The sequence below is a fragment of the Rhodopseudomonas sp. BAL398 genome (assembly GCF_033001325.1).
Taxonomy (GTDB): domain Bacteria; phylum Pseudomonadota; class Alphaproteobacteria; order Rhizobiales; family Xanthobacteraceae; genus JARJEH01.
Genome location: NZ_CP133111.1, coordinates 5,845,639 through 5,857,866, shown reverse-complemented (window position 1 = coordinate 5,857,866; position 12,228 = coordinate 5,845,639). Strand labels below are relative to the sequence as shown.

Below are 12,228 nucleotides of genomic sequence, written 5' to 3'. Positions count from 1 at the left end.
CAGTCCGCCGTCGGCGGTCTCGTTGAAGCGCCGATCGCGACAGGTTCGCAGCTGGTCGCCGCAACGTCTGCTCAAGGCTGCTATTGATGGACGATGTTTCGCAAGGTGCCGGCGGGCTGTTGCTCGATGATGCGGACGCCACCCGGCAAAGCGATCTGCGCGGCGGGATGTCGCCATGGGCGGCCGGCGTCAAGCGGCTGATCCGCAAGCCGCTGACGCACAACATCGCCGTCGATGTGCTGATCGTGGGCGCCGGCATCACCGGCTCGATGATGGCCGAACGGCTGACCCGGCTCGGGCATCAGGTCTGCATCATCGACCGGGAACGGCCGGGCTTCGGCAGCACCGTGGCTTCGACCGCGATGCTGGAATGGGAAATCGACCGGTCGCTGGTCGAATTGGCGGCGATCTACGGTTTCGAGCGCGCCGCCGAAGTGTATCGGCTGAGCCTCGGCGCGGTCGGCGGCCTCTACGAGCTGGTGAACGCGATGCCCGAGGTCGGTTCGCTGCGCCAGCGCAGCACGGTCTATCTGGCCGGCGGCGACAATGGTGCCCGCGAATTGCTGGCCGAACACGAATTGCGCAAGCGCGCCGGCCTGCCCGGCGAATTCCTCGACCACCGCACGCTGCGCGCCGAATTCGACTTCGACCGCGATGCCGCGATCGTCTCGCCGGGCTCGGCGGAAGTCGATCCGCTGCGGCTCTCGCACGCGCTGCTTGGCGCCGCCGTCGCCCGCGGCGCGATGCTGTTCGACGCCGAGGCGGTCAGCTTCGACAGCGGCGGCGGGGCCGTCACCGTCGCGACCGACACCGGCGGCACCATCGAGGCGGCAAATGTCGTGCTGGCCACCGGCTATGTGATGCCCGACATCGTCACATCCGATCTGCACAAGACCGCCTCGAGCTGGGTCATCGCGACACCGCCGCAGGCCCAAGGCACGCTGTGGCGCGACGGCGCGTTGATCTGGGAGGCGTCGAGCCCCTACCTCTATGCCCGGACCACGATCGACAACCGGATCGTGATCGGCGGCGAGGATGACGACCAGATCGTCGAGCCGGACGCGCGCGACGCCCTGATGCCCGCAAAGGCCGAGATCCTGCGCCGCAAGCTGCATCTGCTGTGGCCGAAGGCCGATACCTTCGCCGAATTCGTCTGGTCCGGCGCGTTCAGCACCACCGTCGACGGCCTGCCGCTGATCGGTCAGGTGCCCGGCCATCGCCATCTGTTCGCCGCCTATGGGTATGGCGGCAACGGCATCACCTTCAGCTATATGGCAAGCGCCATGATCGGCCAGTTGATCGCCGGGCAGCGCCAAGCCTGGTTCGACCACTTCGCGATCGATCGAACGCCGGTGACATAGCGCCGGCAACCCGTATGGCTGGTGTCCAGGAAGGCTATCGCGCCGCGCGGGGCTATGGTCCCATCGCCCTCGGATCGCCGATCCTCGGCCTTTTGGCAACCGGCGCGAGATTGCTGGCGGTGGTTTCGCTGAGAAACTGATCGAGCGTCGCCTGGATCCGCTCCTTGACGCTTTGCGGGCCGCGGTCGCTCATCTCGGTATGCTGGGCGCCGGTCTGGACGATGTCGATGCCCGCCTCCTTCGCCACTTTGGGGTCCGGCAACACCCCCGGATCGGTCTTGAAGTGGGGGTCCTTGGAACGGAACGACAGGATCTTGGCAGCACCCGAGGTCACGAACGGCACACGCAGATTGTCCAGCGTCACCACCCGCCGCACCAGTTCGGGGTGCTGCTGGGCGAAGAACATCGAGATGTCGCCGCCATTGGAATGACCGACCAGAGTCAGATGCTGATAGTCGGCATTCGGCTTGATCTTCTTCAGCTCGCGGATCGCGAACAGGATGTTCTTCTCGCCGCGCTCATAGACATGCAGCCGGCCAACATAAAGCGAACCGGGCGTAGTCATCAGCGGCGCATCGGTCGGCAGATCATGCTGGATGCTGGCGACCAGATAGCCCCGCGCCGCGAACACGTTCGCCAGGAACGAGTATTCGGTGTTCTTGACGGTGTTGCCATGGCTGATGATCGCGACAGGAAGGACCGCCATCCCGGCGTCGGCCTTCATCTCGGTATCCCATCGCACCGCAATATCGATCGCGATGGCGCGGTTGCGCGTCGTATCGAACAAGGCCAGCGTTTCGTGCCTGATCGCCCATTTGCTGAACGTCAGATACGCACCCACCGCGATCAGGCAGAGACTCAGAAGGATGATAAGAGGTCGCTTCATAAATCGTCGATCTACCGCGTTCGAGCCCCTGACTGGAAGTGCGTTCGCCGATCACACGCACAGATCGTTCCTAACACTCCGGTAGCCAATATCGGCCGAAATAGCGAGAGATTACAAGCCTCGTCGGAGCCGGCCGCATCTCCCGCGTCATGCTATCAGTTGGTGCAGTGCATCAGCGATCTGCGACGAGCTGTAAGGCTTCGCCAAGAAACGACCGCCATCGGGCAGATCGCCGTCCTTGATATCCACGTGACCGGAGGTGGCGATGATCTTGATTGGCGGCCAGCGGCCACGCACCGCCTTCGCCAGTTTCAAGCTGTCCATCGAACCGGGCATCTGAACGTCGGTAAACACCACCGTGATGTCATCCCGTTGCTCAAGCACGCCGATTGCCTCGTCGGCGCTGGCGGCTTCCAGCACCGTAAAGCCGGCATCCTCGATCATCTCGACCGCGTTCATCCGTAGAAGGATATCGTCTTCTACCACCAGCACCACCGGCCGCTTGTTAACTAAACCGGACATTACTGGACCTCGCTCATACGCATCAAGGGTTTGAGCGACCGATCGTTCCAGGATTGCGGAAATATTGAAACACTACCGTATTTATACGTAAGCCGCGCCGTTGGGGGCTCGGCCTTGCGAAAGGCCTCAGAGCAGCTTGCCGTCCGGCCCGAAGAACGGGTGCGGCCCGTCGAAACCTCCGATCGGCACGATATGGGTGACCAGCTCGCCGAAGTCCGGTTCGCCGAAATCCGGGTGGCTGGAGCGCTGTTCGCTAAACTCCTGGCTCGGGAACCAGGCGTGCAGATGAAACGCCGGCGGTTCGACCCGAAATGACGGAGCGATCAATTCGGCTAGGTCGAGCGCCACCGCGTGGTTGGGCGCAGGACAGATCGTCGCTGCTGCGCCTGCGAACACGGTCAGGACGGCGCGATGGACATGGCCGGCCGCCACCAGCCGAACCCGCGGATGCCAGGTGACGACCTCCCTGAGCGCGGCGGCATTGAGCAGATCCTGCCGATCCATGTGCCAGATCCCGGTGCGAAACGGCGGATGATGCAGGAACAGCAGTGCCGGGCGCTGCGATGCCGCCAACGTCCTATCGAGCCATTGCAGCGTCGCGGCGTCGAGTTCGCCATGCGGCTGCCCGTGCACGCTGGAATCCAGCAGCACGATATCGAGCTCGCCGACAGCACGGATCTGATTTAGCGCGCCAGCCTCGGGATAACCGGCTTGCGGAAACGCCGCGCGCATCAGCGCGCGGGAATCGTGATTACCGGGAATGCCGAGCCACGGAATTTGCAGCGGCGCCAATAATTGCTTGAGATGGTCGTATTCCGCCGCGCTCGGGGTATCGGCAAGGTCGCCGGAAATCACCACCAGATCCGGCCGCGGCGCGAAATCATTGAGCGCCGCGACGCAGCGCGTCAGCGCCGCGGCGGTATCGACCCGGCCATAGGCGAGCTGCCCGGGCGGCTTGATGTGCAGGTCGGAAATCTGCGCGATCAAAATCGGTTGGCGCGGCATCATGGCTCTCCGGCGGGTTGCGGCGCGTCGTCCGGCAGCAGCCGGATCGCATCCGGGGCGATCGCAAGGCCGATCCGCTCGCCGACCGTGACCGTGACGGTGTGGGGCGCATCGATCGTCAGCGGTCGCTCCGAGGCGCCGCTGACCACGATGCGCTGACGATCGCCGATGAAACTGACGCTGTCGATCAATCCGGTCAGCGCCGCGTCGGCGGCCGCGACGATCGCGATGGTCTCGGGCCGGATCATCGCGACGGCCGCGGCGCGCGAACCGCCCTCGGCGATCGGCAGCCGCCCGCCGGGCAGCAGCAGCCGGCCGTCGGCGATGGGCGCCTCGATGATATTGGCGGCGCCGATGAATTCCGCGACGAAACGGCTGTTCGGCTGAAAGTAGATGTCGCGCGGCGCGCCGATCTGGACGATCTCGCCCTTGCGCATCACCACAATGCGATCGCCGAGCTCCATCGCCTCGGCCTGGTCGTGGGTGACGTAGATCGTGGTGATGCCAAGCGAGCGCAGCAGCCGGTTGAGTTCGCCGCGCAGCCGGTCGCGCAAGGCGGCATCGAGCGCGGTCAAGGGCTCGTCGAGCAGCAGGATGCCGGGACGGATCGCCACCGCGCGCGCCAAGGCGACGCGCTGGCGCTGGCCGCCGGACAATTGATCGATCCGCCGATGCTCCAGCCCGGCGATATTGGTCAACGCCACCAGCTCGGCGACGCGCGCCGCGCGTTCAGCCTTGGGGACGCCGCGGATCTTGAGGCCATAGCCGATATTGTCGGCGACGCTCATATTGGGAAATAGCGCGTAGGACTGAAACACCATGCCGATATTGCGCTTCTCGATCGGCACCGCGGTCATGTCGGCGCCGTCGAACAGCACAACGCCGCCGACATCGGGGCGTTCCAGCCCGGCGATGATCCGCAGCATCGTGGTCTTGCCGCAACCGGACGGCCCGAGCAGCACCAGGGTTTCGCCGCGGGCGATGTCGAGCGTGGCCGGCGCCAGCGCCCGCGTGCCATCCGCGAAGGTCTTGGCGCAGGCCTCGATCCGCACCGACGCGCCGTGCCCCACGATCGTCATCATGCCTTGTGCTCCCGCTCCGCGAATAATTGCATCGCCACCAGCAAGGGCACGATCATGATGAAGAAGATCAACGTATAGGCCGACGCCACCTCCAGCCGCATCGAGGCGTAGCTGTCGGCGAGTCCGACCGGCAGCGTCTTGGTCATCGGCGTATGCAGCATCCAGGTCAGGTTGAATTCGCCGAGCGACAGCGTCACCACCATCAGCGCGCCGGCCAGAATCCCCGGCATCGCATTCGGCACGACGATGTCGACAAACCGTCGCCAAGGCGGCGCGCCGAGCGACGCCGCGCCTTCGTCGAGGGTCTTGATGTCGATGGTGGCGAACACCGCCATCACCGAGCGCACCATGAACGGCATGGTGAACACCACATGGCCGACCATGATGAACAGCCAGGAGCGGCGGAAATCGCCGAAGCCGCCATAGCTGAGCAGCAGCGCCAGCGCGATGGCGAGGCCCGGAATCGCCAGCGGCAGAGTGATCAGCTCCTCGACGATCCGCGACAGCGCCCCGCCGCGGACATGCAGCGCATAGGCCGCCGGCACGCCGACCAGCAGCGTCACCGCCAGCGTCGCGAAGGCGATGATGAAGGACAGCGTGATGGTGTCGGAATAGAGCTCGAACACCTGCCACACCCATTGCAGCGTCAGCCCCGAGGAGAGGCCGCGAAAATAATTCACGGTGACGCCGGCCGCGATCGACAGCAGCACCGGCACCACCAGGAAACCGGCGACCAGCAGCGTGAACAGCAATTGCGCGGTGAAGATCAGACGGTCGCGCATGGCCTATCCGGTCGCCGCGACGGCGCCGCCGCTGAGCGCGCGCGCCAGTGCCAGCATCGCCCAGGAAATCAGCCCGAGCCCGATCGACAGCGCCGCGGCGGTGGAGAAATTCGCCGCCAGCGTGAACTCGGTGTAGATCAGCATCGGCAGCACGTCGATATTGGTGGCCAGCGTGAAGGCGGTGCCGAAGGCGCCCATCGCGGTGGCGAAGGCGATTGCGCCCGACGCCACGAAGGCCGGTCCCAGCGCCGGCAGCACGACGTCACGCTGCACCGCCCACGGCCCGGCGCCGAGCGAGCGCGCCGCCTCCTCGAGCCCCGGATCGAGCTTCTGCGCCGCCGCCATGATGGTGAGGATCACGCGCGGGATCGAGAAATACAGATAGCCGAGAAACAGCCCCTCGATCGAATAGGCGAATACCAGCTTCTCGCCGACCAGATCGTTCGAGATCGCGCCGATCAGGCCCTGCCGCCCGGCCAGCAGGATGATCAGGAAGCCGATCACCACGCCGGGAAACGCCAGCGGAAAGGTCAGCATCGCCACCAGCACGGCGCGGCCGGGGAAGCGATGCCGCTGCAGGAAGATGCCCGAGACGGTGGCGATCGCCAGCGTCGCCAGCGTTGTCAGTGAGGCCAGCACCACGGTATTGATCAGCGTGGCGCGGTAGCGCGGCTCGGTGAGGATCGCCAGATATTCGGCGAGGCCCCGTGGCCCCTGCGCCCCAACCACCACCAGCCGCGCCATCGGCAGCAGGAAGAACGCCGCCGTCACCACCGCCAGCGGCAACAGGCAGATCCAAATAAACGAACGATGCGACATCAGGACGGAACGCCCCTGCCCGGCTTCGATCGTGACGCCAGCGGCATCAACGGACTTCGGCGAGATAGCGGGCGACAAAACCCTTCTGCACGGTTTCCATCTCGCCCCAATCGACGCTTTTGGCGCGGGCATAGTCGGGATCCGGCAGGAACTTGGCCTTCACCGCTTCGGGCAATTCGATCTGGCGCGCCGGACGCAGATAGGCATTGGTCCAGATCGCCTGACCCTTGTCCGACAGCAGATAGTCGATCACCTTCTTGGCCTTCTCCTTGTCGGGGGCGTTCTTCACCAGGCCGACCACATAGGGAAATTTCACCGATCCCTCGCAGGGAATGACGAATTCGAAATTGCCCTTCTCGGCATATTTCGCCCGATAGGCGTTGAAATCATAATCGAACAGGATCGGAATTTCGCCCGACACCACCCGCGCATAGGAAGTCTGCTTGGGCACGATCGGATCGTTGTCGCGCAGCGCCTTGAAGAAATTCACCGCCGGCGAGAAATTCTGCGCCGAGCCGCCGAGCGCGAGATTGACCGCCACCGCGCCGACATAGCCCACCGCCGCCGAGGACGGGTCGAGATAGCCGACCATGCCCTTGTAGTCCGGCTTCAACAGATCCTTCCAGCATTTCGGCACCGGTCTGTCGCCGAGCGCGTCCTTGTTGACGAACAGCCCCAGCGTGCCGGAATGGATCGTGGTCCAGTAGCCGTCCGGATCCTTCAGCCCGGCATCGACCTGATCCCAATGCACCGGCTTATAGGGCTCGAGCACGCCTTCGGACTTGGCCTTGATCCCGAAGGTGACGCCGAAATAGCCGATATCGCCGACCGGATTGGCCTTCTCGGCGATGATCTGCGCCAGCGCCTGACCGGAATTCTTGTTGTCGTGCGGAATATCGTAGTTCAGGTCTTTCTTGATCGCCTTCAGCATCGACGCCCAGTCGGCCCATTGCGGCGGGCAATTGTAGCAGATCACATCGGCGGCGCGCGCCGGTTGCGCGGCCACAACCGACAGCGTCAATAGCGCTGCTGCGACGTGAGAGATCTTCATGAGCGAATGTCCTTGGATGATCTAGCTTGGATGATCGCGCGATGTCGCGGCGACCGCGGCGCAGTCCTGAGCGGCATCCACTACCGCGCGCGCATGACGGGTTTGCGACAGCCGCCGCCGCGCCGGAGCAAGGCAATCAGGGTCATATCGAGCCATGACACAACCAAAAGGCGAAAATCGCGGCGGAAAACGCGGAGGTCAATGTCCGATGTCGGACATAAAGTGATTGCGAGAGTAGGGGAACCTTAACAATCGTCAAAACTTGTACCGCCATATTTGAGTGACGGGAGGAGGTCATGCCAAAGCTCGATCTGCATCACCGCCGCCGGCTCGCCGAACAAGCGGCACTGCGGGGAAGCGAAGAGATGGACGCCCTGGAGCGCGACAAATTGATCGAGAAGGAGCGCATTGCTCAGATCGAACGAGCGGAGAGATGGCGCGATTCGACGTTGCGACCGCCGGATTGAGCGGTAGCTCGACCGAACCCGTATCCGCTGAAAATCCACCGCACGCGTAACTATCAGTAATCTCACCAGATCGCGGCGTTGAACAACTACTCGGGATTTTGAAAATGGCAATTTCAGGCAAGACGAACTCGTGCAAGGTTTGGGACGACCAACAGATCGAACAATTGAAGGAGCTGGTCGCCAGCGGCGCGTCGCCGATTCGGGCCGCCGCCGCGCTGAAGCGCGCGCAATCCTCGGTTCAGGCCAAGGCGCGCAAACTCGGCACGCCGTTCATGGGAAGTCGTGAGGCCAAGCGCCTACGCAACGCCAAGATCGCCGCCGCAGAGCAACAGCAGGGCCTGACAGATAGATAGGTCTGAACAGATAGTGGCTGGTCTGTTGCTTCTCGCCGCAGCGCAGAGGCATTGTATCGGCAATGGTGGAACTGGGCGGATCGGTTTAACCGACGACATCGCTATATCTGTTCGAGGTCGCCGATCGGTTCGCCGGCCGGCATCCGCCCGCTGCAATTGTTTAAACCTTGTGCAAAACCTGAACCCATTACCGCAGGATCGCACGGCGAGGTCTTGACAGAACTATCAATTGATATTTTTGCGGCGCGTTGAGAAAAAACAGTTCATATTGAAGTTGCTACTACGCAGTCTCGAATCATTAGAAAGGCGCCCGCCATCGGGTGAAAAGAGGTAAGCAGATGCAATATTGGATCATTGCATTCACGGCCGCTCTGGTCGTCGTGATCGGCTATGCGGCAGGCCCGGTCGGGGCCGTCGCTTCCTTGGTGGTATTCTCGTCCGCTCTGTATCTTCTCTGGGCCCGCAGGCTCGGCTTCAACGGGGCTTGGACCAGGTTCGGCCTGGACCGTCTGACCGCACCGCTCTGGAAAGGCGAAAACTGGGACCGCTTCGGGATGATCTTCAACGATCGCGACACGGTCGTGAAGGCCGCCACGGTCGCGGTGGTGCTGATTGCGCTGTCGCTGCTGCTGCCGCCCAACCAGGTCGCTTTGGTGGCGCTGGCGATCGCCATCTGGTTCGCGGTCGAGATCTATCGTGGCCAGAGATCGATCGTCCGCCCGACGACGGCGATCGAATCCAAGGTCTCCAATGACAAGGTGCTTTACACGCCGCCCCCGGCGGCGCGCCCGGAAAGCAGCGCCAAGATCAACTGACAAGATCAACTGATCCACTCGAAAGAGCTTGCTACAGCGGCGGCGAGGCCAGCCTCGCCGCCGTTTTCGTGGATCCCCGGCCGACGAGCCATGGGGTGCGCAGCGCTGAAACGCTGTCGGCCAGCCGATCCTAATCGGCGTAACGCCCGGCTATTTTTTCAGCTGTTTTCTTGCTTTGTATGCAATTGAGCCTGTTCGAAACCGGTCGAGCACCCACCAACTCCCGCGTTTGGTCTGAAAAAACAAAGACATAGATCATCGCCACGAGCTCGGCAGCGCTTGGCACGGTGCTTGCGAGTGTGGCCCGGTTGAACATCTTGCCTCGGCGCCCTCACGGAGCGCCCGGCCCCTTCAATCACGAGGCCTCACACCAATGCCCGATCCTCTCGACAATTATATCGACGCCGTCGCGGCCGCGCTGGCGCTGCCGATCGAACCGCAATGGAAGCCCGCGGTGCGCGCCAATCTCGACGTGTCGCTGCGCCTGGCGCGGCTGGTCGATGAATTCCCCCTCCCCGACGACAGCGAGCCGGCCAGTGTCTTTGCAGCGTGATCCCGACGCCAGGGGCGACTGGCTCTCCGCGTCGCAGACCGCGCAAGCCGTCGCGAACCGCAAGCTCTCCGCGCTCGACGCCGTCGAGGCAACGCTCAAGCGGATCGCCGCGCATGATGGCGTGCTCAACGCCTTTACCGACGTGGTCGCCGAACGCGCCCGGCAACGCGCGCGCACGATCGACGCGGCACTGGCGCGCGGCGACAATGTCGGGCCGCTGGCCGGCGTGCCGTTCGCGGTCAAGAATCTGTACGACATCACCGGCCTGCCGACCCGTGCCGGATCGAAGATCAATCGCGACCGGCCACCGGCGGCGCGCGATGCCACGCTGATCACGCGGCTGGAAGCGGCCGGCGCGGTGCTGATCGGCGCGCTCAATATGGGCGAATACGCCTATGACTTCACCGGCGAGAATATCCATGACGGCCCGTCGCGCAATCCGCACGATCCGACGCGGATGACTGGCGGCTCCTCCGGCGGCTCCGGCAGCGCAGTCGGCGGCGGGTTGGTGCCGCTGGCGCTGGGCTCCGACACCAACGGCTCGATCCGGGTGCCAGCGTCGTTTTGCGGCGTTTTCGGCCTGAAGCCGACCTATGGCCGGCTGTCGCGCGCCGGCTCGTTTCCCTTCGTCGCCAGCCTCGATCATCTCGGCCCGTTCGCGCGCAGCGTCGCCGATATGGCACTGGCCTATGATTCGATGCAGGGCCCCGATGCCGGCGACGCCGCCTGCAGCAGGCGCGATGTCGAGCCGGTCGGCAGTCTGCTGGCGCAGGATATCGGCGACCTGCGGATCGCGCGGGCCGGCGGTTACTTCGAGGCCAATCTGTTCGACGAGGCGCGCGAGGCCGTCTCCCGCGTCTGCCAGGCGCTCGGCGTGACCAGGACGGTCGAATTGCCGGAAGTCGCGCGCGCCCGCGCCGCGGCCTATGTCATCAGCACCACCGAGGGCGCCTCGCTGCATCTCGACCGGCTGCGCCAGCGGCCGAGTGATTTCGACCCGGCGGTGCGCGACCGGCTCTTGGCCGGGGCGATGATCCCGGCGCCATTAATCGATCGCGCCCAGAAATTCCGCCGCTGGTATCGCGCCCGCGTACTTGAACTGTTCAACGACGTCGACATTATCATCGCGCCGGCGACGCCTTGCATCGCCCCCGAACTCGGACAGCAGACCTTCGTGCTCGACGGCGTCGAACTGCCGGTCCGCGCCCATGTCGGCATCCACACCCAGCCGATTTCCTTTATCGGCCTTCCGGTGGTGGCGGCGCCGGTTGCGCTGCAGCCGATGCCGATCGGCGTGCAGATCATCGCGGCGCCGTGGCGCGAGGATCTGGCGCTGCGGGTGGCGGCCGCACTGGAACGCGCCGGAGTGGCGGTGGCACCGCGGCCAAAGGGGTTTTGAGATGGAGATCGACCTTCCCGAGGTGCTGGCCGAAGTCGGCGCCGCCTTCGCGCGCTACGAGGCCGCGCTGGTCAGCAATGATACCGCCACGCTCGGCGAATTGTTTCGCAATGATCCGCGGACGCTGCGCTACGGCATCGGCGAAAACCTCTACGGCTATGCGGCGATCCAAGGATTCCGCGCCGCCCGCTCGCCGGTCGGCCTGATGCGCCGCACCGCCGAAACGGTCATCACCAGCTATGGCCGCGATGCCGCTGTGGCCTCGACACTGTTCTACCGCGACACGGTGCCGGGCAAGGTCGGGCGGCAGATGCAGACCTGGATACGCTTTTCGGAGGGCTGGCGTATCGTCGCCGCGCATGTGAGCATCATCGAGGATACGCGGGACACGACATGAGCGTCGACGACATCCCGGTGCCGCCCCACGCGGGAGCGCCGCGGCAGCGCAACACCGAACCGATCGGCCGGGCCGTCCGGGCGAATCCCGGCAAGATCACCCGCGCCGAGGATCTGCGCATCCAACTCGCCGACGACATCGTGCGCGGCGCGCTGGCGCCGGGCGCGGCGCTTGACGAGACCACCTTGGCGGCACGCTTCAACGTATCGCGGACACCGGTGCGCGAGGCGCTGCGGCAGCTCGCGGCGTCCGGCCTCGTCGAGTCCCGCCCGCATCACGGCGCCGTCGTGGCGCGGCCGTCGCCGGCGCGACTGGCCGAGATGTTCGAGGCAATGGCCGAGCTGGAGGCGATGTGCGCCGGCCTCGCTGCCGAGCGGATGCCGCCGCTGGAGCGCCACGCGCTGGAGGCAATCCACGAGGAACTCCGGGGGCTGAGCCACGCCGGCAATCCCGAGCGCTTCCACGAGGTCAATGAGCGGTTTCACAATGCGATCTATGCCGGTTCGCATAACGGCTATATCGCCGAGATCACGCTGGCGACCCGCGTTCGGGTGCAGCCGTTCCGCCGCGCCCAGTTCCGCAATCTCGGCCGGCTGGCGAAGTCGCAGCTCGAACACGACCGCGTCGTGGTGGCGATCATGCGCGGCGACCGCGCCGGCGCCGCCGCGGCGATGCGCGCCCATATCGGGCTGGTCCGCGGCGAATATGAAACCTATGCGGAGTCGAAGTAGGTCCC

Annotated in this window: 15 protein-coding genes; 8 read left to right on the top strand and 7 right to left on the bottom strand. The window is 64.8% G+C overall.

Annotated elements, in window-relative coordinates; genetic code table 11:
• The first annotated feature begins 86 nt into the window (after nucleotides 1–86).
• On the top strand, nucleotides 87–1,361 hold the full coding sequence (locus tag RBJ75_RS27545; protein WP_276156822.1) for an NAD(P)/FAD-dependent oxidoreductase: 1,275 nt from the start codon (nucleotides 87–89) through the stop codon (nucleotides 1,359–1,361).
• A 52-nt stretch (nucleotides 1,362–1,413) separates the two neighbouring features.
• Here the strand turns inward: RBJ75_RS27545 and RBJ75_RS27540 are convergent, their stop codons facing one another.
• The 7 genes from RBJ75_RS27540 to RBJ75_RS27510 form a co-directional block, all read right to left on the bottom strand.
• Nucleotides 1,414–2,247, bottom strand: coding sequence for an alpha/beta fold hydrolase (locus RBJ75_RS27540; protein WP_276156821.1), 834 nt, complete (start codon nucleotides 2,245–2,247; stop codon nucleotides 1,414–1,416).
• A 147-nt stretch (nucleotides 2,248–2,394) separates the two neighbouring features.
• On the bottom strand, nucleotides 2,395–2,769 hold the full coding sequence (locus RBJ75_RS27535; protein ID WP_044415206.1) for a response regulator: 375 nt from the start codon (nucleotides 2,767–2,769) through the stop codon (nucleotides 2,395–2,397).
• Between the two features lie 126 nt (nucleotides 2,770–2,895).
• A complete protein-coding gene (locus RBJ75_RS27530; protein ID WP_044415223.1) occupies nucleotides 2,896–3,774 on the bottom strand; it encodes a phosphodiesterase in 879 nt (292 codons plus the stop codon).
• Entirely contained in the window at nucleotides 3,774–4,856 is a 1,083-nt protein-coding gene (locus RBJ75_RS27525; protein ID WP_044415208.1) for an ABC transporter ATP-binding protein, read from the bottom strand. Before RBJ75_RS27525 ends, RBJ75_RS27530 begins: the two co-directional genes overlap by 1 nt.
• Nucleotides 4,853–5,638 carry an ABC transporter permease gene (locus tag RBJ75_RS27520; RefSeq protein WP_044415210.1) on the bottom strand — a complete coding sequence of 262 codons (786 nt, stop codon included), beginning with the start codon at nucleotides 5,636–5,638 and terminating at the stop codon, nucleotides 4,853–4,855. The genes RBJ75_RS27525 and RBJ75_RS27520 overlap by 4 nt, the downstream gene beginning before the upstream one ends.
• Nucleotides 5,639–5,641: 3 nt before the next feature.
• Nucleotides 5,642–6,457, bottom strand: a complete 816-nt coding sequence (locus RBJ75_RS27515; protein ID WP_044415212.1) for an ABC transporter permease — start codon at nucleotides 6,455–6,457, stop codon at nucleotides 5,642–5,644.
• Between the two features lie 46 nt (nucleotides 6,458–6,503).
• The gene (locus RBJ75_RS27510; RefSeq protein ID WP_044415214.1) at nucleotides 6,504–7,508 is read right to left on the bottom strand and encodes an ABC transporter substrate-binding protein; all 1,005 of its coding nucleotides are present in this window, start codon (nucleotides 7,506–7,508) and stop codon (nucleotides 6,504–6,506) included.
• Between the two features lie 296 nt (nucleotides 7,509–7,804).
• Here RBJ75_RS27510 and RBJ75_RS27505 point away from each other — a divergent pair, with 296 nt between their 5' ends.
• From RBJ75_RS27505 to RBJ75_RS27475, 7 genes are all read left to right on the top strand, one after another.
• Nucleotides 7,805–7,975, top strand: coding sequence for a hypothetical protein (locus RBJ75_RS27505; RefSeq protein ID WP_160297956.1), 171 nt, complete (start codon nucleotides 7,805–7,807; stop codon nucleotides 7,973–7,975).
• A gap of 104 nt (nucleotides 7,976–8,079) precedes the next feature.
• Entirely contained in the window at nucleotides 8,080–8,328 is a 249-nt protein-coding gene (locus RBJ75_RS27500; RefSeq protein WP_044415216.1) for a hypothetical protein, read from the top strand.
• A 338-nt stretch (nucleotides 8,329–8,666) separates the two neighbouring features.
• Complete coding sequence (locus RBJ75_RS27495; protein WP_044415218.1) at nucleotides 8,667–9,143, top strand: hypothetical protein; 477 nt, start codon at nucleotides 8,667–8,669, stop codon at nucleotides 9,141–9,143.
• Nucleotides 9,144–9,516: 373 nt separating this feature from the next.
• Nucleotides 9,517–9,696: a DUF4089 domain-containing protein gene (locus RBJ75_RS27490; RefSeq protein WP_044415220.1), complete on the top strand. Its 180-nt coding sequence runs from the start codon at nucleotides 9,517–9,519 to the stop codon at nucleotides 9,694–9,696.
• Nucleotides 9,644–11,095, top strand: a complete 1,452-nt coding sequence (locus tag RBJ75_RS27485; protein WP_411194486.1) for an AtzE family amidohydrolase — start codon at nucleotides 9,644–9,646, stop codon at nucleotides 11,093–11,095. Before RBJ75_RS27490 ends, RBJ75_RS27485 begins: the two co-directional genes overlap by 53 nt.
• Before the next feature lies 1 nt (nucleotide 11,096).
• The gene (gene hpxZ, locus RBJ75_RS27480; protein ID WP_044405840.1) at nucleotides 11,097–11,492 is read left to right on the top strand and encodes an oxalurate catabolism protein HpxZ; all 396 of its coding nucleotides are present in this window, start codon (nucleotides 11,097–11,099) and stop codon (nucleotides 11,490–11,492) included.
• A complete protein-coding gene (locus RBJ75_RS27475) occupies nucleotides 11,489–12,223 on the top strand; it encodes a GntR family transcriptional regulator (RefSeq protein ID WP_044405842.1) in 735 nt (244 codons plus the stop codon). Before hpxZ ends, RBJ75_RS27475 begins: the two co-directional genes overlap by 4 nt.
• The last annotated feature ends 5 nt before the right edge of the window (nucleotides 12,224–12,228 follow it).